The 26406-nt window shown below is 71.0% G+C and carries 18 protein-coding genes and 1 pseudogene; 9 read left to right on the top strand and 10 right to left on the bottom strand.

Annotation, left to right across the window (positions count from 1 at the left end):
• Positions 1-297 precede the first annotated feature (297 nt).
• From ACIBBD_RS01100 to ACIBBD_RS01065, 8 genes are all read left to right on the top strand, one after another.
• Entirely contained in the window at positions 298-1569 is a 1272-nt protein-coding gene (locus ACIBBD_RS01100; RefSeq protein WP_399417137.1) for an extracellular solute-binding protein, read from the top strand.
• Positions 1570-1686: 117 nt separating this feature from the next.
• Positions 1687-2688: a carbohydrate ABC transporter permease gene (locus ACIBBD_RS01095; protein ID WP_399417136.1), complete on the top strand. Its 1002-nt coding sequence runs from the start codon at positions 1687-1689 to the stop codon at positions 2686-2688.
• 13 nt (positions 2689-2701) lie between these two features.
• Positions 2702-3610 carry a sugar ABC transporter permease gene (locus ACIBBD_RS01090; protein WP_399417135.1) on the top strand — a complete coding sequence of 303 codons (909 nt, stop codon included), beginning with the start codon at positions 2702-2704 and terminating at the stop codon, positions 3608-3610.
• A gap of 153 nt (positions 3611-3763) precedes the next feature.
• The gene (locus ACIBBD_RS01085; RefSeq protein ID WP_399417134.1) at positions 3764-5458 is read left to right on the top strand and encodes a glycoside hydrolase family 13 protein; all 1695 of its coding nucleotides are present in this window, start codon (positions 3764-3766) and stop codon (positions 5456-5458) included.
• Positions 5459-5633: 175 nt separating this feature from the next.
• Complete coding sequence (locus ACIBBD_RS01080; RefSeq protein ID WP_399417133.1) at positions 5634-7022, top strand: alpha-amylase family protein; 1389 nt, start codon at positions 5634-5636, stop codon at positions 7020-7022.
• A gap of 357 nt (positions 7023-7379) precedes the next feature.
• Positions 7380-12788 carry a pullulanase-type alpha-1,6-glucosidase gene (gene pulA, locus ACIBBD_RS01075; protein ID WP_399417132.1) on the top strand — a complete coding sequence of 1803 codons (5409 nt, stop codon included), beginning with the start codon at positions 7380-7382 and terminating at the stop codon, positions 12786-12788.
• A 68-nt stretch (positions 12789-12856) separates the two neighbouring features.
• Positions 12857-14479, top strand: coding sequence for a SpoIIE family protein phosphatase (locus ACIBBD_RS01070; protein ID WP_399417131.1), 1623 nt, complete (start codon positions 12857-12859; stop codon positions 14477-14479).
• Positions 14480-14542: 63 nt separating this feature from the next.
• Entirely contained in the window at positions 14543-14908 is a 366-nt protein-coding gene (locus tag ACIBBD_RS01065; protein WP_399417130.1) for a 5-carboxymethyl-2-hydroxymuconate Delta-isomerase, read from the top strand.
• Between the two features lie 144 nt (positions 14909-15052).
• Here the strand turns inward: ACIBBD_RS01065 and ACIBBD_RS01060 are convergent, their stop codons facing one another.
• The 4 genes and pseudogenes from ACIBBD_RS01060 to ACIBBD_RS01045 form a co-directional block, all read right to left on the bottom strand.
• Entirely contained in the window at positions 15053-15742 is a 690-nt protein-coding gene (locus ACIBBD_RS01060; protein WP_399417129.1) for a TetR/AcrR family transcriptional regulator, read from the bottom strand.
• 68 nt (positions 15743-15810) lie between these two features.
• Positions 15811-15945 (bottom strand): annotated as a pseudogene (locus ACIBBD_RS01055) (oxidoreductase); the annotation flags it as partial.
• 28 nt (positions 15946-15973) lie between these two features.
• Positions 15974-17896, bottom strand: a complete 1923-nt coding sequence (locus ACIBBD_RS01050) for a hypothetical protein (RefSeq protein ID WP_399417128.1) — start codon at positions 17894-17896, stop codon at positions 15974-15976.
• Positions 17897-17946: 50 nt separating this feature from the next.
• Complete coding sequence (locus tag ACIBBD_RS01045; protein WP_399417127.1) at positions 17947-18447, bottom strand: tetratricopeptide repeat protein; 501 nt, start codon at positions 18445-18447, stop codon at positions 17947-17949.
• Positions 18448-18548: 101 nt separating this feature from the next.
• Between ACIBBD_RS01045 and ACIBBD_RS01040 the strand changes: the two genes are divergently transcribed.
• Complete coding sequence (locus tag ACIBBD_RS01040) at positions 18549-18986, top strand: hypothetical protein (protein WP_399417126.1); 438 nt, start codon at positions 18549-18551, stop codon at positions 18984-18986.
• A gap of 62 nt (positions 18987-19048) precedes the next feature.
• On the opposite strand, the gene ACIBBD_RS01035 is transcribed toward ACIBBD_RS01040, so the two are convergent.
• The 6 genes from ACIBBD_RS01035 to glnII all read right to left on the bottom strand — a co-directional run bounded on the left by ACIBBD_RS01035 (position 19049) and on the right by glnII (position 25929).
• Positions 19049-20587: a DUF1996 domain-containing protein gene (locus tag ACIBBD_RS01035; RefSeq protein WP_399417125.1), complete on the bottom strand. Its 1539-nt coding sequence runs from the start codon at positions 20585-20587 to the stop codon at positions 19049-19051.
• Positions 20588-20783: 196 nt separating this feature from the next.
• Positions 20784-21434 carry a LuxR C-terminal-related transcriptional regulator gene (locus ACIBBD_RS01030; protein WP_399417124.1) on the bottom strand — a complete coding sequence of 217 codons (651 nt, stop codon included), beginning with the start codon at positions 21432-21434 and terminating at the stop codon, positions 20784-20786.
• Positions 21419-22705: a sensor histidine kinase gene (locus ACIBBD_RS01025; protein ID WP_399417123.1), complete on the bottom strand. Its 1287-nt coding sequence runs from the start codon at positions 22703-22705 to the stop codon at positions 21419-21421. Before ACIBBD_RS01025 ends, ACIBBD_RS01030 begins: the two co-directional genes overlap by 16 nt.
• Before the next feature lie 53 nt (positions 22706-22758).
• On the bottom strand, positions 22759-23778 hold the full coding sequence (locus ACIBBD_RS01020; protein ID WP_399417122.1) for an NAD-dependent epimerase/dehydratase family protein: 1020 nt from the start codon (positions 23776-23778) through the stop codon (positions 22759-22761).
• A 60-nt stretch (positions 23779-23838) separates the two neighbouring features.
• Positions 23839-24423: a winged helix-turn-helix domain-containing protein gene (locus ACIBBD_RS01015; RefSeq protein ID WP_399417121.1), complete on the bottom strand. Its 585-nt coding sequence runs from the start codon at positions 24421-24423 to the stop codon at positions 23839-23841.
• A 474-nt stretch (positions 24424-24897) separates the two neighbouring features.
• Positions 24898-25929, bottom strand: a complete 1032-nt coding sequence (gene glnII / locus ACIBBD_RS01010; RefSeq protein ID WP_399417120.1) for a glutamine synthetase — start codon at positions 25927-25929, stop codon at positions 24898-24900.
• Positions 25930-26406 lie beyond the last annotated feature (477 nt).

The raw sequence follows: 26406 nt of genomic DNA, 5'->3' as shown, positions 1-26406 counted from the left end.
TCCCTCGTGAAAGTGATGGCAAGAGCTTGCAGAGTCTTGCACAACCAGGGCGTGCCCTGCTCTGTGGCCGCTCAACCGGGTCAACAACGGTCTCATGGCGGTTGTCATCAGGTCACGCCCGGATAACTTCGGAGATCTCTTGCACTTTTTTTCTGCAAGGTCTTTCGCCCCGCTTACACGGCTGTTACGTTCTCGTCGCCCGGCAGCCGCCGCAACGGCGCAGTCGGCAAGTCGACAGGGACGGCGGACGGGACCGCTCCCTGTAGCTACTCGGGCTTTCACCCTCAAGGAGAACTCATGCGGCGTGGCATAGCGGCCACCGCGCTGGTGGCGTCCCTCGCCCTCGCGGCGACGGCCTGCGGCGGAAGCGACAGCGGCGACTCGGCCGACGGCCCGGTCACCATCACCTGGTGGGACACCTCCAACGCCACCAACGAGGCGCCGACGTACCAGGCCCTGGTCAAGGAGTTCGAGGCCGCCAACAAGGACATCAAGGTCAAGTACGTCAACGTCCCCTTCGACCAGGCGCAGAACAAGTTCGACACCGCCGCCGGTTCCAAGGGCGCCCCGGACGTGCTGCGCTCCGAGGTCGGCTGGACCCCCGCCTTCGCCAAGAAGGGCTTCTTCCTGCCGCTGGACGGCACCGAGGCCCTCGCCGAGCAGGACAAGTTCAAGTCCAACCTGATCGAGCAGGCCAAGTACGAGGGCAAGACCTACGGCGTGCCGATCGTCACCGACACGCTCGCGCTGGTCTACAACAAGGAGCTCTTCGCCAAGGCCGGCATCACCGAGGCCCCCAAGACCTGGGACGACCTGAAGAAGGCCGCCGCCACCATCAAGGACAAGACCGGCGTCGACGGCTACTGGGGCTCCACCCAGGCCTACTACGCCCAGTCCTTCCTCTACGGCGAGGGCACCGACACCGTCGACGCCGACGCCAAGAAGATCACCGTCAACTCGGCGGAGGCGAAGAAGGCGTACGGCACCTGGCTGGGTCTGTTCGACGGCAAGGGCCTGCACAAGGCCGACACCACCGCCGACGCCTACGCCCACATCCAGGACGCCTTCGTCAACGGCAAGGTCGCCGCGATCGTCCAGGGTCCGTGGGAGATCACGAACTTCTACAAGGGCACCGCGTTCAAGGACAAGAACAACCTCGGCATCGCCACCGTCCCGGCCGGCTCCTCCGGCAAGGCGGGCGCCCCGACCGGCGGCCACAACCTGTCCGTCTACGCCGGCTCGGACGAGGCGCACCAGAAGGCGGCGCTGAAGTTCGTCAACTTCATGACCTCCGCCAAGTCCCAGGCGGCCGTCGCCCTGAAGAACTCGACCCTGCCGACGCGCGACGACGCCTACACCGACCAGGTCAAGGCCGACCCGGGCATCGCCGGCTACCAGACCGTGCTGTCCGCCGCCCAGCCGCGCCCGGCACTGCCCGAGTACAGCTCCCTGTGGGGTCCGCTGGACACCGAGCTGCCCAAGATCGCCGGTGGCAAGGAGTCCCTCGACAAGGGCCTGAGCAACGCCGAGACCGCCATCGCCAAGCTGGTTCCGGACTTCAGCAAGTGAGTCCCGTGTGGCCGCCGGATCACCCCGCTCGTGGGGGGGAGTGATCCGGCGGCCACCGGCCTGTGCCCGCCCGGCCCAACCCCCTGAGCTGCCAGATCTTCCAGAAGGTGTCGAACCATGACAGTCGCCATCGACCGCGCGACCGGCAAGCGCCGCGGTGACGCGCCGCGGCCCGGGCTGGGCCAGCGCCTGAAGCACGGCTACCAGAGGCACTGGTACGCCTACGCGATGATCGCCCCCGTGATCGTTGTCCTCGGCGTGCTCGTGCTGTACCCCCTGGGATACGGCCTCTACCTCACCCTCACCGACGCCAACAGCCTCAACACGGCCCGCACCATCGGCGTCAACGAGATCGAGGCCACCTACAAGTTCATCGGCCTCGACAACTACGCCGACATCCTGTGGGGCGAGACCGCCTACGACCGCTTCTGGTCGCACTTCATCTGGACGATCGTGTGGACGGCCGCCTGCGTCGCCCTCCACTACACCATCGGCCTGGGCCTCGCCCTGCTGCTCAACCAGAAGCTGCGCGGCCGCACCTTCTACCGGCTGATCCTGATCCTGCCCTGGGCCGTGCCCACCTTCGTCACCGTGTTCGGCTGGCGGTTCATGCTCGCCGACGGCGGCATCATCAACGCCGGACTGGAGACGCTGCACCTGCCGACGCCGCTGTGGCTGGAGGACTCCTTCTGGCAGCGGTTCGCCGCGATCATGGTCAACACCTGGTGCGGTGTGCCGTTCATGATGGTCTCCCTGCTCGGCGGCCTGCAGTCCATCGACTCCTCCCTCTACGAGGCGGCCGAGATGGACGGCGCGAACGCCTGGCAGCGGTTCCGGTACGTCACCCTCCCGGGCCTGCGGTCCGTCAGCTCCACCGTCGTCCTCCTCGGCATCATCTGGACCTTCAACCAGTTCGCCGTGATCTTCCTGCTGTTCGGCAACACCGCCCCCGACGCCCAGATCCTCGTCACCTGGGCGTACTACCTCGGCTTCGGACAGCAGCCGCGTGACTTCGCTCAGTCGGCCGCCTACGGCATCCTGCTGCTGGCCATCCTGATCGTCTTCACCTCGTTCTACCGCCGCTGGCTGAACCGCAACGAGCAGCAGCTCGCGATCTGAGGCAGGAGTTCCCATGAGTACCACCACCGCCGAGACCTCCGCCGACGTGACCGAGCACGGCTCCGCCGGCACCCCCGGAAAGCCGGGGGGCCACCGGAAGCGCACCCCCCTGGCCTCCCTCGCCTCCCACGGCATCCTGACCGCCGCGAGCCTCGTCGCGCTCTTCCCGATCGCCTGGCTGGTCTTCCTCTCCCTCGGCCCGGACAAGGACGACTACCTCCACCCCGGACGCATCTGGTCCAAGATGACGTTCGACAACTACTCGTTCGTCCTGCAGAACACGAACTTCTTCGACTGGCTGAAGAGTTCGCTGATCGTGTCGCTGGGCACCACGGTCATCGGCGTCCTGATCGCCGCCACCACCGGCTACGCCGTGTCCCGCATGCGCTTCCCCGGCTACCGGAAGTTCATGTGGGTGCTGCTGGTCACCCAGATGTTCCCGATCGCCGTCCTGATCGTGCCGATGTACCAGATCCTGTCGGAGCTCCAGCTCATCGACACCTACCTCGGCCTGATCCTCGTCTACTGCTCGACCGCCGTCCCGTACTGCGCCTGGCTGCTCAAGGGCTACTTCGACACCATCCCGTTCGAGATCGACGAGGCCGGACGCGTCGACGGACTGACCCCCTTCGGCACGTTCGCGCGGCTGATCCTTCCGCTCGCCAAGCCGGGCCTCGCGGTCGCCGCGTTCTACAGCTTCATCACGGCCTTCGGCGAGGTCGCCTTCGCGACCACCTTCCTGCTCGACGACCAGAAGTACACGCTCGCCGTCGGCCTGCAGAGCTTCGTCAGCGAGCACGACGCCCAGCGCAACCTCATGGCCGCCACCGCGGTGCTCATCGCGATACCCGTCTCCGTGTTCTTCTACCTCGTGCAGAAGAACCTGGTGACCGGCCTGACCGCAGGCGGCACGAAGGGCTGAGCCCCTTCGCCGAGAGACTCCCGCGCTCCTGACGGCGCGGGTGGCGGCCGCGGTGTCCATCCGACCCCGCCGGCACCGCGGCCGCCTGATCACCTCACCCGCCGCCGCACCCCAAGAACCATGACCACACCCCCCTTACGTACCAAGGACGCCATGAGCCAGCAGCATTCCGCCGCCCCGGCCCCCACCTCCCGGCCCGCCTCGGCCGTCGCCACCGTCACCAAGCGCCGCGACTGGTGGCGGGACGCGGTGATCTACCAGGTGTATCCGCGCAGCTTCGCCGACAGCAACGGCGACGGCATGGGTGACCTGGAAGGCGTACGCTCCCGCCTCCCGTACCTGCGCGACCTCGGCGTCGACGCCGTGTGGCTCAGCCCCTTCTACGCCTCCCCGCAGGCCGACGCCGGCTACGACGTCGCCGACTACCGGGCCGTCGACCCCATGTTCGGCAACCTCCTCGACGCCGACGCGCTGATCCGCGACGCCCACGGACTGGGCCTGAGGATCATCGTCGACCTCGTCCCCAACCACTCCTCCGACCAGCACGAGTGGTTCAAGCGGGCCGTCGCCGAGGGCCCCGGCTCCCCGCTGCGGGAGCGCTACCACTTCCGCCCCGGCAAGGGGAAGAACGGCGAACTCCCGCCCAACGACTGGGAGTCCATCTTCGGTGGCCCCGCCTGGACGCGGGTCACCGAGCCCGACGGCACGCCCGGCGAGTGGTACCTGCACCTGTTCGCCCCCGAGCAGCCCGACTTCAACTGGGAACACCCCGCGGTCGGCGACGAGTTCCGCTCCATCCTGCGGTTCTGGCTCGACATGGGTGTCGACGGCTTCCGCATCGACGTCGCCCACGGCCTGGTCAAGGCGGAGGGACTTCCCGACCTCGGCGCCCACGACCAGCTCAAACTGCTGGGCAACGATGTCATGCCGTTCTTCGACCAGGACGGCGTGCACGAGATCTACCGCCAGTGGCGCACGATCCTCGACGAGTACTCGGGCGAGCGGATCTTCGTGGCCGAGGCCTGGACGCCGACCGTCGAGCGGACGGCGAACTACGTCCGCCCCGACGAACTCCACCAGGCCTTCAACTTCCAGTACCTCAGCACGGAGTGGGACGCCGCCGAGCTGCGTGAGGTCATCGACCGCACCCTGGAGGCGATGCGCCCCGTCGGCGCCCCCGCCACCTGGGTCCTGTCCAACCACGACGTGACCCGGCACGCCACCCGCTTCGCCAACCCGCCCGGCCTCGGGACGCAGATCCGCACGGCCGGCGACCGCGAACTGGGGCTCAGGAGGGCCCGCGCGGCCACCCTCCTCATGCTGGCGCTGCCCGGTTCCGCGTACGTCTACCAGGGCGAGGAGCTGGGGCTCCCGGACGTCGTCGACCTGCCGGACGAGGTCCGCCAGGACCCGGCGTACTTCCGCGGCGCCGGCCAGGACGGCTTCCGCGACGGCTGCCGGGTGCCGATCCCGTGGACGCGCGAGGGCTCGTCGTACGGCTTCGGCGGCGCGGGCAGCTGGCTGCCGCAGCCGGAGAGCTGGGGCGAGCTGAGCGTCGAGGCGCAGGACGGCGTGCCCGGTTCGACGCTGGAGCTGTACCGCTCGGCGCTGGCCGTCCGCCGGGGCCGGCCGGACCTCGGCGCGGGCGACTCGGTGGAGTGGCTGCGCGCCCCCGAGGGCGTCCTGGCCTTCCGGCGCGGGGAGTTCGTGTGCGTCACGAACACCACCGGCGAGTCGGTGACGACCCCGGCGTACGGCCGTGTCCTGCTCGCCAGCGGTGAGCTGACCGAGGCGGACGGCGAGGCGAAGGTGCCGGCGGACACGACGGTGTGGTTCACCACGGACTGACCCCGCACCGGGCCGCCGGAGCACGGAGCGAGCGCGCTCCGGCGGCCCTTCGCAAGTTCTTGCATCAACTTCACACGGTCCGCTGCCTTTTCAGGCGGCGGGCCTTTAACATCTGCGTCACCGCAAGTTTGCTGAAAGATTTCAGCAAGCGCCTTCAACGTCGAAGGAACCCCACATGGCTCGCAGAAGATCAGTTTCTTCGGGCGCTCTCGCCCTCTCCCTCGCCGCGACGGCAGCCGTCCTCGCCGCTCCCGGCACCGCCCACGCCTCCCCGCCCGGCACCAAGGACGTCACCGCCGTCCTCTTCGAGTGGAACTTCGCCTCGGTCGCCAAGGAGTGCACCACCACCCTCGGCCCGGCCGGCTACGGATACGTCCAGGTCTCCCCGCCCGCCGAGCACATACAGGGCGCGCAGTGGTGGACGTCGTACCAGCCGGTCAGCTACAGGATCGCGGGCCGGCTGGGTGACCGTACGGCCTTCCGGAACATGGTGAACACCTGTCACGCGGCCGGCGTGAAGGTCGTCGTGGACACCGTCGTCAACCACATGTCGGCGGGCAGCGGCACCGGCACCGGCGGCTCCTCGTACACGAAGTACAACTACCCCGGCCTGTACTCCTCCTACGACTTCGACGACTGCACGAGCCAGATCACCAACTACGCGGACCGCTGGAACGTCCAGCGCTGCGAGCTGGTGGGCCTGGCCGACCTGGACACCGGTGAGAACTACGTCCGGTCGGCCGTCGCCGGCTACATGAACGACCTGCTCACCCTCGGCGTCGACGGCTTCCGCATCGACGCGGCCAAGCACATCGACACCGCCGACCTCGCCAACATCAAGTCCCGCCTGACCAACCCGAACGCCTACTGGAAGCAGGAGGTCATCTACGGCAGCGGGGAGGCCGTCCAGCCCACCGAGTACACGGGCAACGGGGACGTCCAGGAGTTCCGGTACGCCTACGACCTCAAGCGGGTCTTCAACAGCGAGAACCTCGCCTACCTCAAGAACTACGGCGAGGGCTGGGGCTACCTGAGCAGCGGTGTCTCCGGCGTCTTCGTCGACAACCACGACACCGAGCGCAACGGCTCCACGCTCAGCTACAAGGACGGCGCGAACTACACCCTCGCCAACGTCTTCATGCTCGCCTGGCCCTACGGCGCCCCGGACGTCAACTCCGGCTACGAGTGGTCCGACGCCGACGCCGGTCCGCCCAGCGGCGGCACGGTCGACGCCTGCTGGCAGAACGGCTGGAAGTGCCAGCACGCCTGGCCGGAGATCAGGTCGATGGTCGCCTTCCGCAACGCCACCCGCGGCGAGTCGGTGACCAACTGGTGGGACAACGGCGGCGACGCGATCGCCTTCGGGCGGGGCGCCAAGGGGTACGTGGCCATCAACCACGAGGCGGGGTCCCTGAGCCGGACGTACCAGACCTCGCTGCCGGCGGGGACCTACTGCAACGTGCAGAACAACACGACGGTGACGGTGAACTCCAGCGGTCAGTTCACCGCCACCCTCGGCTCGAACACGGCTCTGGCCATCTACGCGGGCAAGTCCAGCTGCTGAGCCGCTCCGCGTGACCGCGCATGGCGCGTCCGGCCATGCGCGGTACACGAGGGGTTGATCACCCCCGCCAGGGCGATCGCGCCGGCCGGCGCGGGGGCGGGCATCGGCGGCCACGGTGCTCGCGACGTGGGGGAGGCCACCCGGCGGGTGGTGTCCGTTCCGGAGGTCAGGTGCGGTTCCCCGACGGAAGGGGGGCGTTCGACGACCGGCGGGACCAGGCCGGCTGAGAAGAGCCGTCAAGGCTGTGGATGAAAGTGCTTGCCACGGGTTTCAAGACTCTTGCTGTAAAGCTTTCGTTAGCGATACGGTCGCGCGGGGTCGGACCCAACAGAGCCGTAGTCGCAAGGAGTTCCGCCTGTGATACCGAGATGGCCGGCGCCCCGGACGCGCCGCACCGGGCACACCAGACGGGTCGCGGCCGTCACCGTCGCCGCGCTCGCCACCGCCCTCGTCCAACCCCTCGCCGCCCACGCGGACGCCCCGCCCGCGCCCCCGTCGGACGCCAGGCTCGCCGCCGAGCCCGCACGGCACGACGCCACCCGCGAGCAGTTCTACTTCGTCCTCCCGGACCGCTTCGCCAACGGTGACACCGCCAACGACAAGGGCGGCCTCACCGGGTCACGCCTCAGCACCGGCTACGACCCCACCGACAAGGGCTTCTACCAGGGCGGCGACCTCAAGGGCCTGACCAAGCGCCTCGACTACATCAAGGGCCTCGGCACCACCGCCCTGTGGATGGCGCCGATCTTCAAGAACCAGCCCGTCCAGGGCACGGGAGCCGCCGCCTCCGCCGGCTACCACGGCTACTGGATCACGGACTTCACCCAGGTCGACCCGCACTTCGGCACCAACCAGGACCTCAAGACCCTCATCTCCAAGGCGCACGCCAAGGGCATGAAGGTCTACTTCGACGTCATCACCAACCACACCGCCGACGTCGTCGACTACGAGGAGAAGTCCTACGACTACCTCTCCAAGGGTGCCTTCCCGTACCTGACCAGGAACGGCGAGCCCTTCGACGACGCCGATCACGCGGCCGGCACCTCGCGCTTCCCCGCCGTCGACGCCGACTCCTTCCCGCGCACGCCGACCGTGACCGCGCAGAAGAAGAAGGCCAAGGTCCCGTCCTGGCTCAACGACCCGACGATGTACCACAACCGCGGCGACTCCACCTACGCCGGCGAGTCGACCACGTACGGGGACTTCTCCGGTCTCGACGACCTGTGGACCGAGCGTCCCGAGGTCGTCGAGGGCATGGAGCGGATCTACCAGCGGTGGGTGCGCGACTTCGACGTCGACGGCTTCCGGATCGACACCGTGAAGCACGTCAACATGGAGTTCTGGACCCAGTGGGCCACGGCCCTCGACGCCTACGCGGCCAAGCGGGGCCGGGAGGACTTCTTCATGTTCGGCGAGGTCTACTCCGCCGACACGAGCATCACCTCCCCCTACGTCACCCAGGGCCGGCTCGACGCCACCCTCGACTTCCCCTTTCAGGAGGCGGCCCGCCAGTACGCCTCCCAGGGCGGCAGCGCGCAGAAGCTCGCGTCCGTCTTCGGTGACGACTACAGGTACACCACCGACAAGGCCAACGCGTACGAGCAGGTCACCTTCCTCGGCAACCACGACATGGGCCGCGTCGGGTACTTCCTGAAGCAGGACAACCCCGATGCCACCGACGCCGAACTCCTCGCCAAGGACCGCCTCGCCAACGAGCTGATGTTCCTCAGCCGCGGCAACCCCGTCGTCTACTACGGCGACGAGCAGGGCTTCACCGGCGCCGGCGGCGACAAGGACGCCCGGCAGACGCTGTTCGCCTCCCGCACCGCCGACTACCTCGACGACGACCAGATCGGCACCGACCGTACCCACGCGAGCGCCGCGTACGACACCCGTGCACCGCTCTACCGGCAGATCAGTGCTCTCGCCGAGCTGCGCAAGGCCCACCCCGCCCTCACCGACGGTGTCCAGACCGAGCGCTACGCCGCCGACGGCTCCGGCGTCTACGCCTTCTCCCGGACGGACGCGAAGAGCGGCGTCGAGTACGTCGTCGCCTTCAACAACGCCGGTGAGGCGAGGACGGCGACCTTCGCGACCGGGTCGGCGACCATGCGGTTCGACGGCATCTACGGCGCCGACGGGGCACTGACCTCCGACGCCGACAAGCAGCTCACCGTCACCGTCCCCGCCGGTTCCGCCGTCGTCTACAAGGCCGCGGCCGCGCTCGCCGCCCCCGCCGCCAAGCCGGTCCTCACCCTGAAGGCCCCCGCCGCCGGAGCCACCGGCACCGTCGAGCTCACCGCCGACGTGGACGGCGGGCAGCTCAACCGCGTCGTCTTCGCCGCCCAGGTCGGCAACGGCACGTGGCGCGTCCTCGGCTCCGCCGACCACGCCCCGTACAAGGTCACGCAGACCATCGGCAAGGACGTGGCCCCCGGCACCGCCCTGCGCTACAAGGCCGTCGTGATCGACTCGGCCGGACGTACGTCGAGCGCCACGGCCGGCAGCACCACCGGCACCCCGCCCGCCGAGGAGGTCCCCACCGCGTCCTCCCGGGACTACGCGATCGTCCACTACAAGCGCGCGGACGGGAACTACGCCGACTGGGGTCTGTACGCCTGGGGCGACATCGCCGACGGAGAGGCCACGAACTGGCCGGACAGCCACCCGTTCACCGGCCGTGACGCCTACGGTGCCTTCGCCTACGTCAAGCTGAAGCCGGGCGCCGCCGGCGTCGGCTACCTCGTCATCGACAAGCAGGGCACCAAGGACGTCTCCGCCGACCGCACGATCGACGTCACCCAGACCGGTGAGATCTGGGTCGAGCAGGGCAAGGAGGCCGTCCTCACCGAGCGTCCCGAGGGCGTGTACCCGGCGCCGGACAAGGCCAAGGCCGTCCTGCACTACCACCGCGCCGACGGCGACTACGACGGCTGGGGCCTGCACACCTGGACGGGTGCCGCGAACCCCACCGAGTGGTCGAACCCGCTGATGCCGGTGAAGACTGACGCGTATGGCGCGGTCTTCGAGGTGCCGCTCACCGCGGGTGCCACCAGCCTCAGCTACATCCTCCACAAGGGCGACGAGAAGGACCTGCCCGCCGACCAGTCCCTGGACCTCACCGCCGACGGGCACGAGGTGTGGCTGGTGAGCGGCCAGGAGAAGTACCTGCTCCCGCAGCCCAAGGGCTCCGCGGCCGCGCTCGACCTGACCACTGCCAAGGCGGTCTGGATCGACCGGAACACCATCGCCTGGAACGGCTCCGAGGCCGCCGCCTCCACTCAGCTGCTGTACTCCCGCACCGGCTCCATCGAGGTCGAGGACGGGGCCCTGACCAGCACCGACGAGCGCTGGCTGCGGCTGAACAGGACGAACCTCACCGAGGCCCAGAAGGCGAGGTTCCCGCACCTGAAGGACTACACCGCCTACTCGGTCGACCCCCGCGACCGCGACCGGGTCCGCCAGGCCCTGAGCGGCCAGCTCGTCGCATCCCAGCGCGCCACGGGCGGCGCCGTGCTCGCGGCGACCGGCGTGCAGATCGCGGGTGTCCTCGACGACCTGTACGACGCGGCCGACGCCGACCTCGGCCCCGTCTTCCGCGACGGCCGGCCCACCCTGTCCGTGTGGGCGCCGACCGCGCAGAGCGTCGCCCTGGAACTGGACGGCACCACCGTCGCCATGAAGCGGAACTCCGCCACCGGCGTCTGGTCGGTGACCGGGCCGAGCTCGTGGAAGAACAAGCCCTACCGGTACGTCGTGAAGGTGTGGGCGCCCAGCGTCCGCGAGGTCGTCACCAACAGGGTCACCGACCCCTATGCGCTCGCCCTCACCGCCGACTCCGAGCGCAGCCTGGTCGTCGACCTCGACGACAAGGCGCTCGCACCGGCCGGCTGGACGACGTACACCAAGCCGAAGGCCGTCCCGCTGAAGGACGCCCAGATCCAGGAGCTGCACGTCCGGGACTTCTCCGCCGAGGACCGGACCGCCGAGCACCCCGGCACCTACCTGGCCTTCACCGACAAGGACAGCGACGGCTCCCGGCACCTGCGGAAGCTGGCCGAGGCCGGCACGTCGTACGTGCACCTGCTGCCCGCCTTCGACATCGCCACCATCCCCGAGAGGAAGGCCGACCAGGCGACCGTCGACTGCGACCTGGCCTCCTTCGCCGCCGACTCCGACAAGCAGCAGGAGTGCGTGGCGAAGATCGCCGCCAAGGACGCCTACAACTGGGGCTACGACCCGTACCACTACACGGTCCCCGAGGGCTCCTACGCCACCGACCCGGACGGCACGGCCCGTACGGTCGAGTTCCGGAAGATGGTCAAGGCCCTGAACGACGACGGCCTCAGGGTCGTCATGGACGTCGTCTACAACCACACGGCGGCCGGCGGCCAGGCGAAGACGTCCGTCCTCGACCGGATCGTGCCCGGCTACTACCAGCGTCTGCTGGCCGACGGCTCGGTCGCGAACAGCACGTGCTGCGCCAACACCGCCACCGAGAACGCGATGATGGGCAAGCTCGTCGTCGACTCGGTGGTCACCTGGGCCAAGGAGTACAAGGTCGACGGCTTCCGCTTCGACCTGATGGGACATCACCCGAAGGCCAACATCCTGGCCGTCCGCGAGGCCCTCGACGCGCTCACCCTGGAGAAGGACGGCGTCGACGGCAAGGAGATCATCCTGTACGGCGAGGGCTGGAACTTCGGCGAGATCGCCGACGACGCCCGCTTCGAGCAGGCCACGCAGAAGAACATGGCCGGCACCGGCATCGCCACCTTCTCCGACCGGGCCCGTGACGCGGTGCGCGGCGGCGGCCCCTTCGACGCCGACCCCGGCGTCCAGGGCTTCGCCTCCGGCCTGTACACCGAGCCCAACCCGGCGGCGGACAACGGCACCCCGGAGCAGCAGAAGGCCCGCCTCCTGCACTACCAGGACCTGATCAAGGTCGGCCTGTCCGGCAACCTCGCCGACTACCGCTTCACCGACACCAGCGGCAAGGAGGTCAAGGGCTCCGAGGTCGACTACAACGGCGCCCCGGCCGGGTACGCGGCGGCCCCCGGCGACGCCCTCGCCTACGCCGACGCGCACGACAACGAGACGCTGTTCGACGCCCTCGCGTTCAAGCTGCCCGCCACGGTCGGCGCGGACGAGCGGGCCCGGATGCAGGTCCTCGCGATGGCCACGGCGACCCTCTCGCAGGGCCCGGCCCTCTCCCAGGCCGGCACCGACCTGCTGCGCTCGAAGTCCCTGGACCGCAACTCCTACGACAGCGGCGACTGGTTCAACGCGATCCACTGGAACTGCGCCGACGGCAACGGCTTCGGCCGCGGACTGCCGCCGGCCGCCGACAACCAGTCCAAGTGGCCCTACGCCACACCCCTGTTGACCCGGATCGCGGTGGGCTGCCCGCAGATCGAAGGAGCCTCGGCCGCCTACCGGGACCTGCTCAGGATCCGTACGACGGAGAAGGCGTTCTCCCTCGACACGGCCGCCCAGGTGCAGTCGGCGCTCTCCTTCCCGCTGTCCGGCACGGACGAGACGCCCGGCGTGATCACCATGCAACTCGGTGACCTGGTCGTGGTGTTCAACGCGACGCCGGACACCCAGGAACAGCGGGTCGCCGCACTGGCCGGGACGGGCTACCGCCTGCACCCGGTGCAGGCGGCGGGCGGGGACTCTACCGTCAGGGCCGCGACGTACACAGCGAAATCCGGCACGTTCGCCGTACCGGGGCGGACCGTCGCCGTCTTCTCCCGGACTCCCTGACAACGGCACTACCTTGGTGGAGCAGACCTGACCCGGTCTGCTCCACCGGTGTGTCCGAGGGCTGACAGATGGACGTCGACGGCAGGCGGACCGACGCGACGGTGCTGGTCGTGGACGATGTGGCGGCCAGCCGGTTCGCCATGGGCGCGGTGCTGCGCCGCGCCGGTCACCAGGTCGTCCAGGCCGCCACCGGCGGTGAGGCCCTCGTCGAACTCGACGTCCGGCTGCGCCGGGGCGCCCTGCCCGATGTGGCCCTCGTCGACGTGAACCTGCCGGACATGAGCGGTTTCGAACTGTGCCGCCGGCTCAAGTCCCGGCCGAACATGGCCGGTCTGCCCGTCGTGCACTTCTCGGCCGCCTCCCTGCCCCGGGGCAGCCGCTGCCAGGGGCTGGACGCGGGCGGCGAGGCCTATCTGGTGATGCCCGCCGAGCCCGAGGAGATCGACGCGGTGGTCCGGGCCGCGGTGCGCGCCGCCCGGCTGCGGGCCGACGACCAGGCGCTGGCCCGGCGGCTGTCGCTGGTGTCGGAGACCGTCGTCACCATCCAGGCCGCGCGCTCCCTGCAGGAACTCGCCGACGCCGCCGCCGAGGGCACCGCACGGCTCACCGGCGGCCCCGCCGCCGTCTTCGTCCTCGCCCCGGACGACGCGCTGTACCACGGCACCTCCCGGGACCGCACCTCGCTCGCGCCGCCCGGCACGGACGCGCACCGCACCGTGGCCGGCCTGCTGCGGCGGCTCACCCGGGGGCAGGCCGGGGTGCAGATCACCACGGTGCCCGCGCCGTTGTGGCCGGCCGGGTTCTTCCGGCCCGGCATGGAGCACGACGCGCGCCTGGCGCTGATCCCCAGTCAGGACGGCCGGGCCTCGGTGTGTCTGGCCACGCCCACCCGCGGGGCGCGCCGGGTGAACCCCGAGACGGAGGCCCTGGTGGCCCGGCTCGCCCAGGCCACCGTGCTCGCCGCCGAGCCGCTGCTCATGTACCAGGTCGAGCGGCACGTCGCCCTCACCCTCCAGCACAGCTTCCTGCCCCGGCCGCACCGGCTGCCCGAACTGCCGGGCCTGGACGTCGTGGTCCGCTACGTGCCCGCGTCCCGGGACACCGAGATCGGCGGCGACTTCTACGCCGCCCTGCGCACCGGGGAGGGGGTGCTCACCGCGGTCGGTGACGTCGTCGGGCACTCGCTGGACGCGGCCACCGTCATGGTGGAGATCCGGCACGCGCTGCGCGCCTACTGCGTCGAGGAGAGCGACCCGGCCGTGCTCGCCGAGCGCCTCGACCGGATGCTCCAGCACTACCACCCCGAGGTCACGGCGACCGTCTGCCTGGCCCTGATCGACCCCGGCACCGGACGCACCCGGATCGCCAACGCGGGTCACATCCCGCCGCTGGTCATCCGGGACGACCGCAGCGCCGACTACGTCAAGGCCGCCGGCCCGCTGCTCGGCGTGGGCCTGCCCCACCCCCCGCCCACCGAGCTGTTCCTCGAGCCCACCGACCGGCTCCTCATGGTCACCGACGGTCTGATCGAGACCCGGGGCACGGACCTCGCGGCGTCGATGGGGCAGCTCCGCGCGGCCTCCGCCGGTGCGCTGCCCGGCCTGGACGCCCTGTGCGACACCCTGCTCGACTGCTTCGGGCACGACCGGGAGGACGACATCGCGATGCTGGCGCTGCGGCTGGCGGATTAGGGTGACCTTCGTCGCCCAGAAGCGGGTCGCCCAGAACAGGGTCGCCTGGAAGAGGAGTGCCCCATGCCGCAGATCACCGTCGACTACTCGGCCACCCTGGCCACGGTCTTCGACCGGGCCGGCTTCGCGAAAGCCCTGCACACCGCGGTGGTCGACATCGCGGCGGCCAAGCCGGAGGCCTGCAAGACCCTGTTCCGCCCCGCCGAACTCACCGCGTTCGGGTACGAGGACCCCGAGGAGGGGCGCCACGCGATCGTCCACGTCACCCTCGGTCTGCTGGCCGGCCGCACCGAGGAGACCAAGGCCGAGCTGACCGAGGCGGTGCTGGAGGCGCTGCGCGCACACGTGGCGGACGACGGTCTCGTCACGCTGCACGCCTCCGCCGAGGTGCGTGATCTCGACCCGTCCTACCGGAAGTTCGAAGGCTGAGAGCGCAGAGCCGAGAGCTTCGCGGGCTGAGAGCGCAGAGCCGAGAGCTTCGCGGGCTGAGAGCGCAGAGCTGTGAGCTTCGAAGGCTGTGAGCTTCGAAGGCTGTGAGCTTCGCAGGCGGAAAGCTGTGAACTGCGAGCCGGGCTAGGAGGCCAGCGCGATGAGCCGGGAGACCAGGTCGCCGAAGGGGCCGTCGCCCGGCTCCTCGTCCAGCACGGGGCGCAGCAGTGTGCGCAGCTCCTCGTCGTGGGCGGCGCTCACGGCGGTGAGGGCGGCGAAGTCGTGGACGAGCTGGACCTCCAGATCCTCGCGCGGGATGCGCCGCCCGTCCAGCCAGATCAGCGCGGTCGACTCCGCGAGGGAGATCCAGGAGCGGACGACGAGCTCCAGGCGCGGGGGCGGGTCGGTGACGGTCAGGTGCGACAGGATCTGCTCGTAGGCGGCTTGGCGCACGGAGTCGATGAGCGCGTTCGTGGTCGACGAGCCGACCGCCGGGCCCCCGCGCATGAGGGCCGAGAAACCGGGGCCGTGCTCGTCGACGAAGTCGAAGTACCGGTGCATCACCCGCAGCAGCCGCGCTCCCAGCGGCCCCTCGTGCGGCTCGGCGAACCGGCCCGCCAGATCCTCCGAGGCACGCTTCAACGCCGCTTCGTAGAGGCTGAGTTTGCCGGGGAAGTAGTGGTAGACGAGCGGGCGCGAGATGCCGGCGGCCGCGGCTATCTCGTCGATGGAGACCTCGTCGGGCGAGCGGCGGGCGAACAGTTCGAGCGCGACGCCGATCAGCTGCTGCCGACGCTCCTCGACTCCCATTCTGCGGCGGACCCCGGTTGTCATGCGAACACCTTACCGATCGAATCCGGACGCGAACGGACTGGATCGGCCACGGTGTTCCCCCGCGGCCCTCACATGTCCAGCACCAGTCGGTCGCTCCGGGACCGTGAGACGCAGATCAGCATCGAGTCGCCCCGCTCCGCGTCCGTGAGCAGCTCGTCCCGGTGGTCGACCTCGCCCTCCAGCACCCGCTGCTGGCAGGTCCCGCCGGACGTCACCGCGGCCCGCCGGACGTCACCGCAGCCCGCCGATCGACCGCCCGTCCTCCAGCGTGCCCCTCAGCTCCGCCCGGACCCCCTGCCGCGTCCGGACGGCCAGCAGGTTGCCCCGTGCCGACCCGCTCACCCCGCCCGACGCCCGCACGGACTCCGTCTTCCTGTCACCGGCGGCGAGGAGGTACCAGGAGCCGGCCTCCGACTTCCACAGCACCCCGGCCAGCACGTGCGGATCACGCGGACCGCACGCCGGCACGTCCCCCGCCTTCGCCACGGGCGCCCCGAACAGCCCGCCCGGCGTGTGGAACTGGGCCAGCACCCGCGTCCCGTCACCCCGCCAGGTCTCGGCCCGTGTGCACACCCACGCCGCCGACCCGTTCCCGTCGGGCAGCGACTGGCGCGCGTACCCCCACGCGTTGACCGTCCGCACGCCCTGCCCGCGCACCTCGCCCAGCGAGCAGGCGAACGGCGCCCAGGTGCGCAGTGCCTCCGCGCCCGTCGCCTCCTTCGGCGAGGTCGGCCGGCCGGCGGTGAGGCGGGCGGGAACGAGCTCACCGAGGTCGCTCACCAGGGACGAGCCGGAGGCGTCGGTCAGCTGCAGCACGTTCCACGTCGTGCAGGCCCCGGCGTGGGTGGCGGGGCTGGCCATCGGCGAGGTGATGCCGTCGGTCAGGGGCAGGTCCATCAGCCCGGCACCCGGTTTCGACAGGTCCCGCTCGGCCGCCTTCGTCACCCAGGGGGCGGTGAGGTAGCGGACGTTGCCGTCGGCCCGGTCCAGCACCACCGCGGCCGCCTCGGCGTCGGCCGCGCCGTCCACGCGAGCGAAGTCCAGTGCGGCCCCGGCGGTGCCCTCCTTCGGCTCGGCGTAGCGGGCGATGCGCAGACCGTCGTAGAGGATGACCACGCGCGCGGTCTTCACGTCGCCCGCGTACAGCAGCTGGGGCGGGCCGGACGGGCCGCCGGACGGGGTGCCGGGGGTGGCCGAGACCCGGACGGTCCCGCCGGGGCGGGCCCACACGGCGAGGGCGCGGCGCAGCAGCGCCCGGTCACCGGTCAGGTCGCCGCGCGCCGGCCAGACGGAGAAGTCGGTGCGGGCGGAGGTCTTCCAGGCGGCGGGGGAGATCCGCACCAGCCGCCCGGGGTCGAGGGCGGCCTCGGCGGCCGGGTTCCGCGCGTACACCGGGGCGGCCGCGCCGTCGGGGCCCCAGCCGTCGCCCGGCAGGGCGACCAGGGCGCCGCACACCGCGAGCGCGGCCGCGGCGGCGAGCGCGGCCCTGGCGTGCCGACGTCGCCGCATCAGGTCGGTGGGACGGGCCTGGAGCGAGCAGGGGTCGAACTCGGGGGACTCCAGCAGCCCGTAGCGCGCGGCGACGGTGTCCGCCTCCCGCAGCGCGGCATCCGCGTCGGTGACGCCGGACTCCGTCAGCACCTCGCGCACATCACCGTCGGGGAGCCTCTCCAGGCCGCGCAGCACGTAGGCGGCGCGGGCCGGGCCGGAGAGGCCGGCCAGCAGCTGGTCGAGGGCGAGTTCCTCGGCGCCGCCGGAGCGGGGGAAGAGGCGCAGCCCCCGGACCAGGGGCAGCAGCGGCGGCAGCTGCGCGCGCTTCGGCCACGCCCGGAGCGTCAGCGGCAGGCCCGCCTCCAGCGCCGTACGCACCACCTGGAGGCGGACGTACGCGTAGCCGGGGTCGGCCTCGCGGGCGGTGGACTGGGCCGGGATGACGGGGGCCGAGGCGCGGCCGCGGGGCAGGGCGCGCTGGGCGAGGGCGTGGGCGGTCAGCACCCGGCGGCCCCGGCCGAGGTCCGGCGGCAGCACCAGATAGGCGAGCCGGACGAGACGGGGGTAGTGCTCGACGAGCGCGGCCTCGGCCTGCTCGACGTCGACGACCCGGTCGGCGGGGGAACCGGGTGCGGGGCGCGGGGCGACATCCTGTGACTGCACGTCCAGCAGAACGAGCGAGCCGGTGGTAGGTCACCGGCCCCACGGGCGGGTCAGCCCTCCGGCGCGATCAGCGCCCGCGCGTAGTTCGTCATGGACCGCCGGTAGCGCGGCAGGTGGCCGGCGAGCGCCTCGAGGACGAGGGCGAGGCCCTCGCGGTCACGGCCCAGAGAGGACAGGCACAGGGCGAGCGTGGCGCGCACGGCGTCGTCCAACTCGTCCGGGGGAGCGTCCAGTTCCGGCGTCAGCAGCTCGACGCCCTCCTCGGGCCGGCCGATGTTCCGCAGCGAGCTGGAGAGCTGGATCCTGGCGCGGCGGCCTCGGTAGCCGTCGAGGCCGAGGGCGAGCGCCTCCCGGTACAGCGGGACCGCCCGGTCGGAGTGGCCGGTCGAGTCCCAGGCGCAGGCCCGCTCGAACGGGCCGAGAGGGCTGCCCTCGGGCAGTTCGGCGACGAGCGCGTCGATCACGGCCCGGAAGTCGGCCGCCCGCTCCCCGGAATGGTCGTCGAACGTCACCCACGCGGCGGCGACACGGTCTTCCCAGTCCTGGTTCACCGGCCCACCTTCGCACGTCTGCGCCCCGCGGTGACACCGGTATGTTGAGCGGACCGCGCGCGGGAGCCGTATCCAGGACGAGGCTCTTGCAGGGAGGACAGATGAAGGTGACCCGACCGATGCTCGCGGTGGCCGGCGCCGCGGCGGTGCTCGTGCTGACCGGCTGCGGCTCCGACGGGGGCACGAAGGCCGTCCCGGAGACGGCGACCGGCAGCCTGGAGCAGCTGGCCGCCGAGGTGAAGTGCACGCCCAACATGCAGATCGACGCCGACGAGATCCGCCAGGCCGTCTGCAAGGACGCGGCCGGCAAGTTCATCCTCGCCACCTTCGCCACCGACCGCGGTCAGCGCGAGTGGATCAACGGGGCGAAGGACTACGGCGGTCACTACCTCGTCGGCCGCAAGTGGGTGGCCGTGGGTGAGACCAGCACGGTGACGGCGCTCCAGGAGACGCTCGGCGGCGACATCGAGGAGGGCACGGACCACTCCGCGCACGCGTCGCACGAGCCCTCCGGGGGCGCCACCCACTCCGGTCACTGACCGGACGCGAGGCACGAGAGAGCCGGCGGTGAGGATTCCTCACCGCCGGCTCACTCAGTGGGTCACTGGCACTTCCTGCCGGTGTTGATGCAGTTGACCATCTTGTTCATCAGGTTCGTGGAAAAGAAGTTGATGAAGTCGTTGTGGTCGGTGATCGGCTTGTGCAGCTGCTCCGGGAACGAGTCCACCGCGTAGGCGTTCACGACCTGCCCGTTCTGGATCCGCGGGGCGGGGACGTTGTACACCAGGCGGACCTGGAGCTGGGGGATCGCCTTGAAGCCGTTGGCGCAGGTGCCGTCGGCCTGGACGAAGGCCACGTGGGTGCGGTGGTTGGCGCTGTCGATGTTCTGGCCGTCCCAGCAGCTCTGGAAGTTGGACGTGCGCACCACCTGGCTGCCCTGCGGGCAGATCGGGTACTTGTCCTTCAGCTGCACCTTGTTCTCGAAGCCGGTGCAGCTCCAGTTCACGTTGGCGTTGCCGAGGCCGTTGACGAAGGACTTGGCGTCACCGGTGATGATGCGCAGGGCCGTCGGCATCGCGACGACGGGGCCCCTCTTGTTGCCGACGAACTTCAGCTGCGCCTGGGCGGGCTGGAGGATCCGGCCGACGTTGCCCTCCTTGCCGCCACCGTCGTTGTTCTGGTCGAAGTCCTGCGTACCGTCCTGCACGCGCAGCACCGGCCAGAAGTACGACGACCGGTCGCCCTGGTTCTGGCAGCTGGTCTCGGCCGCCGCCAGCTCCTCGTCGCTCGCGAACGCGTCGTTGCTCTGGTTGCCGACGTAGTCGTGCAGGTGGTGCGCGCCGTTGGTGACACCGGGGGCGACGATCACGTTGTCCGTGTTGTGGTTGTCGTTGCCGTTGGTGCCGCACTTCGTGGTGAAGCTGCCGGTGGAACCACCCCTGCCGTTCGCGGCGAGACCGTTGGCGCCCACGCCCAGCTGGTTGTTGTTCCCGGCCCGGGTGATGTCGACGAAGTCGGCGGCGACCGGGCCGTTGCCGGCCTGACCGCCGTTGCCCTGCTGCTGGCCGTTGTCGCCCTGGCCGCCGTCGTTGTTCTGGCCGCCGTCGTTGTTGTTCTGGTCGCCGTCGTTCTGCTGACCGCCGTCGTTCTCACCGGCGTTGGTCTCCGGGGTGGCGGTCTGCGGGGTGCAGGTGGCGAGCCGGCCCAGGTTCTGCGCCTGGCCGCCGACGCGCTGGATGCTGATGCGGATCCGGTCGATCGTGGCGACCCGCTTCGACTTCAGGGGGCCGAGGATCGCGTTCTGGACGAAGCCCGCGTCCTGCGACTGTGCCTGGCGCGTGGAGGCGAGTCGTGCGTAGGCCTCGGTGATCTGCTTGTCTAGGTTCGCCAGCTCCTTGTCGACGCCCGAGCGCGCCCTCTCGGGCACGTTCGTCAGCTTCTGCCCCACGTCGGGGCAGGAGATGGTGGCCACCTGACCGGCAGCTGCCTTGACCTGGTTCTGCGACGAGTGCTTGGACTCGCCCGCCGAAGCGTAGAAGTTCGCCCAGATCAGCCCGCCCCCACCGAGCGCTAGGGCCGCCGATGCTGCCACGGCCTTCGTGGCCATCGACGAACGGCGTTTACGTGTGTTGCGTCCCATGGAACTCCTCTGACTTCCTTGCGGGGCAGCATCGAGGCGCCCGACAGGAGTGAAGCGGCGCCTTCCCATACGCGCGTCGCCCCGCAAGTGTTCAGCCGTCCCGGAAAATCGATGAGAGGTCCGTGGGACAATTCGGCCCCAAGGCCCGCACAGGTGACACCGTCAACACCCGTGACAGGTAAGGGAGTTAGTCGGGTCACCGGTCCTGGTCCAGATAGGCGAGCACCGCCAGCACCCGCCGGTTGTCGTCGTCGGAGACCTCCAGGCCCAGCTTGGTGAAGATGTTCGCGGTGTGCTTGGCGACGGCTCGTTCCGTGACGACCAGTCTGGCGGCGATCGCCGCGTTCGACCGGCCCTGCGCCATCAGCTCCATCACCTCCCGCTCGCGGGGCGTCAGCCGGGCCAGCGGCCGGTCGGTGCCGTGCCGGGCCAGCAGCTGCTGGATCACCTGCGGGTCCATCGCCGTACCGCCCGCCGCGACCCGCCGTACGGCGTCCACGAACTGTTCCGCGTCGAAGACCCGGTCCTTCAGCAGATAGCCCACCCCGCCGCTGCCGTCGGCGAGCAGCTCGCGCGCGTACAACTGCTCCACGTGCTGCGACAGCACCAGCACCGGAAGACCGGGCCGCTCCCGCCGGGCCCGCAGCGCGCACTGCAGGCCCTCGTCCGTGTGGGTCGGCGGAAGCCGGACGTCGACGACGGCGACGTCCGGCTTCAGGTCGGCCAGGGCCCTCTCCAGCTCGGGTCCGCTCTCCACGGCCGCCGCGATCTCGAAGCCGAAGGCCTCCAGGAGCCGCACGAGCCCGTCCCGCAGCAGGAACAGGTCTTCGGCTAGGACAACACGCAAGGGATCTCCATGGTCACCATGGTGGGACCGCCCGCAGGGGAGCCGACGGCCAGGACGCCGTCGAATGTACCCAGCCGCCGCTCGATCCCGGCCAGGCCCGAACCCGCCCCCACGGCCGCGCCGCCCTTGCCGTTGTCGGTGACGGAGATCCGCAGATGGCCGTCGGCGTGGTGGAGGTCGACCCAGATCCGGTCGGCGCCGGAGTGCTTGACCGCGTTGGTGAGCACCTCGCTCACCGCGAAGTACGCGGCCGACTCCACCGGCGCGTCCGCCCGCCCGGCCAGGTCCACCGTCACCTCCGTGGGCACCGGCAGCCGCAGCGCCAACGCCCGTACGGCGTCGCCCAGTCCACGCTCGGCCAGCACCGGCGGGTGGATGCCGCGCACCAGGTCGCGGAGTTCGGCGAGGGCGTCGGCGGAGGACCGGCGGGCCTGCGCGAGGAGCTTCCTGGCCTGCTCCGGGTCCTTGTCCAGGAGCATTTCGACGGTCCCCAGGTCCATGCCCATCGCGACCAGCCGCGCCTGGGCGCCGTCGTGCAGGTCCCGCTCGATGCGCCGCAGCTCGGCGGCGGAGGTGTCCACCGCGTCCCGCCGCGTCTCGGTCAGCACCCGCACCCGCTCGGCCAGTTCGGCCTGGCTGGGGGTGAGGACGGCCTGCGTGAGCCGGAAGTGGACCTGGAACGCGCTCACCGCGTACCGGTGGGCGACGACGAGGAGAACGGCGCCCAGCGCGCCGGCGCCGAGCGCGGACGCCTGGTCGCTGACCGGCACGAAGCCGTACCAGTACGGCCCGTACTCGACGTACGGCCCGCCCGTCATGGTCCGCCACAGCCCGGCCGCCAGCGCGAACCCCTCCAGCGGATAGAGGACCAGCACCGCCGGCAGCAGCGCCGTCACGAACCCCGCCGTCATGTCCACCGGCAGCCACCGCAGATCCCGCCAGGTCGCCGGGTCACGCAGCAGCGCGACGGTGCGCGTCCACGGGTTGGCGCCCTCGGGAACCGGCCGGTACGCCGACGGGATGCGCACCCCGCCCCACTCGGCGGCGAGCACCCGACGCCGGTCCGCGAAGGCGCGCACTGCGGTGAGCACCCAGGGCGTGGTGACGAGACCGATCCCGAGCGGGACGAGGGCGATCGACACGGCGGTGAGGGTGAGGGACAGGACGGTCAGCGGCAGTGACACGACGGCCAGCACGAACCCCCGCCCGGCGGCGCGCAGCATCCCCCGCGCCCTCGAACCGCCGCCGTCGCTCTTCGTGTTGGTGTTCATGGGCGTCAGTCTCGCCGACCCGCCGGGCCGGGGTCACTGGCCCGGGGCCCCGGTCAGGGGGTGGTGTCAGGTACACCCCCGCCCGCCGCGAGCACCTTCGCCTCCACCTCCGGATCCAGGCCCTTGGTGGTACGGTCCGGGCGCTGGGGCGCCGTGCCGCCGATGTCCCGCAGCCACCGCCAGGTGTCGGCGACGGTCTCCTCGACCGGCCGGCAGACCAGCCCGGTCGCCAGTGCCCGCGAGACGTCGGCGGAGTGCAGCGCGTCGTGCAGGTCGCTGCCCGGCGGCACCCACACGGGCAGCTGCGTCCACGGCTCGATCCCGGCGTCGAGGATCACCTCCGGCGCGGTCCAGCGCAGTTCGGCCGCCGCGCCGGTGACCCGCAGGCACGCCTCCAGCAGCCCGCCCATGGTCGTGTGCCCTTGAGGACTGACCAGGCTGTACGGCCCGCTCGCCTCCCGCTCCACGGCCCCGAGCGTCCACTCGGCGAGGTCGCGCACGTCGATGTACTGCAGGGGCAGACCGCGCGGCCCCGGCGCCAGGACCGGCCCGCCCCGGGCGATCCGGGTCAGCCACCAGGGCAGCCGGCCGACGTTCTCGTACGGGCCGAGGATCAGCCCGGCCCGTACGAGGACGGAGTGCTCCGCGCCGAAGGCGCCGACGGCGGCCAGCTCGCCGCCCCGCTTGTCGCGGGCGTAGTCGGTGTGTCCGGCGTCGGGCTCGGCGCCCTCGGTCAGCGGCGCGTCCTCGGTGTACCCGGCGGGCGGCGCCCACGCGTACACCGAGCAGCTCGACACGTACACGTACCGGCCGGCGCGGCCCCGCAGCAGCCGCGCCGCCTCGTGCACCGCGCGCGGGGCCGACGACCAGGTGTCGACGACCGCGTCCCACTCGCCCTCGGCCAGGGCGGCGAGTCCGCCGGGAGCGGTGCGGTCGCCGACCAGCGACCGTGTCCCGGGGACGGGCGCGTGCCGCCCCCGGTTGAGCACCGTCACGTCCCAGCCGCGCCCGAGCGCCGCCTCGACGACGGCCCGTCCCACGAACTCCGTACCACCCAGCACCAGAAGTCTCATGCCGGTGACTGTGCCCGGTCCGGGCGCGGGAGGGAACCGTCCTCTGCCGTCAGCAGACGATCAACGGGCGGTCGGCGGGGTGTACTTGTAGCCGACCCGGCGCACCGTCTGGATCGCCTGGCGGTGCTCCGCGCCCAGCTTGCGGCGCAGCCGGGCGATGTGGACGTCGACCGTGCGGCCGTCGCCCACGTGGCCGTAGCCCCACACGGTGGTGACGAGCTGGTCGCGCGTGTGCACCCGGTGCGGATGCGCCACGAGGTGCGCGAGCAGTTCGAACTCCAGGTAGGTCAGGTCGAGTCGGCGCCCGCCGACCCACGCGGTGCGCTGCACCGTGTCGATCCGGACGAGCGGCTCGCCCGTGTCACCGGTGTCGTCGGCCGCCGCGGTGCCGGGCTGGTCGGGCACGGCCACCGGCAGGAACGGCGGCTGCCGGTCGGCCGGGACGAGCACCAGGTAGCCGACCATGGGCGGCTGGCCCGGCAACGTGGGCAGGGTGTGCTGGGGAGCGGGCAGCCAGGTGGCGCCCGGCGGCAGGAAGTCCGCGACCTCCACCACCTCGTCCCGGTCCACCGCCCGCAGACGGTGACGTGCCGGACCGGACGGGGTGGTGAGGGGAGCGGTGGAGAGGGAACGAGTGGTCGCCATGAGAGGTCAGCTCTTTCGCGCGAAGGAGTTCGTCGGGCTGGACGACGGCCGCGAGGTGTGGTCGGGCGCGTCGGGGGACGTACGTCGTTCGCGTCGGCCGAAGGCCGGGGTGACGGCTTTAGAGGGCCGGCGCGTTCATCGCGCGGCAACACACCCGGTCGAAGTCGTGGTGCTGACGGGAAGGCCAGAAGGGCTCGAGGTCATGGCGACCTGTCGCGGAGTACTTCTGGAAGCTGGCCATGGGCTTATTGAAGCAGACACCCGCGCGTGACAGGAGACTCCTCTCACGGCTTGGACGTTCCTTGGCCTGAAGTCGCCGCGGATCCCCGGCCGGTCCTCGGCCGGTCCTGGGCCGGTCCTCGGCCGGTCCTCGGCCCGTCCGCGGGCCGTGGTCACGGTCACGCGGAGCTCCCGGCACGCCGAAGGGGCGCCCGCCGAGTCGGCGGGCGCCCCTCACAGGACCGTGCGGCGGGATCAGACCTGGCCGGCCTTCTCCAGCGCGGAGCAGCAGGTGTCCACCAGCAGGCGGGTCACCACGTACGGGTCGACGTTGGCGTTCGGACGGCGGTCCTCGATGTAGCCCTTGCCGTCCTGCTCGACCTGCCACGGGATACGGACCGAGGCGCCGCGGTTCGAGACGCCGTAGGAGTACTCGTTCCACGGGGCGGTCTCGTGCAGACCGGTGAGGCGGTCGTCGATGCCGGCGCCGTAGTTCTTGACGTGGTCGAGCGGCTTGGAGCCCTCACCGAGCGACTCGCACGCGGTGATGATCGCGTCGTAGCCCTCGCGCATGGCCTTCGTGGAGAAGTTGGTGTGCGCGCCGGCGCCGTTCCAGTCGCCCTTGACCGGCTTGGGGTCCAGCGTCGCGGCGACGCCGAAGTCCTCGGCGGTGCGGTAGAGCAGCCAGCGGGCCACCCACAGCTGGTCGGAGACCTCCAGCGGGGCCAGCGGGCCCACCTGGAACTCCCACTGGCCGGGCATGACCTCGGCGTTGATGCCGGAGATGCCCAGGCCCGCCTTCAGGCAGTTGTCGAGGTGCGCCTCGACGACGTCACGGCCGAAGATCTCGTCGGCGCCGACACCGCAGTAGTAGCCGCCCTGCGGGGCCGGGAAGCCGCCCTTGGGGAAGCCGAGCGGGTAGCCGTCCTTGAAGAAGGTGTACTCCTGCTCGATGCCGAAGATCGGCTCCTGGGCGGCGAACTTCTCGGCGACCTCGGTCAGCGCGGCACGGGTGTTGGACTCGTGCGGCGTCATGTCGATGTTGAGGACCTCGCACAGGACGAGGATGTCGTCGCCGCCGCGGATCGGGTCCGGGCAGGTGAAGACCGGCTTGAGGACACGGTCCGAGGAGTGGCCCTCGGCCTGGCTGGTGGAGGACCCGTCGAAGCCCCAGATCGGCAGCGCGTCGAGACCGGCGGGGGCGCCCGCGATGATCTTCGTCTTGGAACGGAGCTTGGCGGTCGGCTGGGTGCCGTCGATCCAGATGTACTCAGCCTTGAAGGTCACGGGCCACTTCCTTCGGGGGTGGGTCAGACGCACTTGCGGGTGCTGCGGCGCTGCGGCACTGGGGCGCCGCACTCGATGCCCGGGAGCTTGTCAACAGGCGATTTCCCGGTCATTGCTCGAATGTGAACCCCGTGTTACCTGGTGGTTCTGTGGCGTGGCTCACGGTGTGAGGGTGGCGGGCCCGTCGGAAGTTGCCGTTCGCGGTCGCAGACGCGTGCCCGCCCGAGGGCGGGCGGTGGCTCGTATGCGATGGGAATGAATGGGGTGACGCCCGGCAGCCCGGTGTCAGCCCGCTCGGGGGAGACCGGGGGAGCGCCCCTCGGCCCCGGCCGGCTGGGCCCGCGGGAGGCGGTCGGGGGCTTCCCGGCCGCGAAGGCGGTCACCGGACCGCGTCCGTCACCGCGGCGGCTGCGGGGCCGGACACGCCGGTCCTGCTGTTCGTGGCCGCGAACAGCAGGACCTGTGACACGTACGAGG

This window comes from Streptomyces sp. NPDC051315 (assembly GCF_044455165.1).
Lineage (GTDB): Bacteria > Actinomycetota > Actinomycetes > Streptomycetales > Streptomycetaceae > Streptomyces.
The sequence above is the reverse complement of the archived record's forward strand: the minus strand, read 5'-3'. Positions and strand labels throughout refer to the sequence as shown.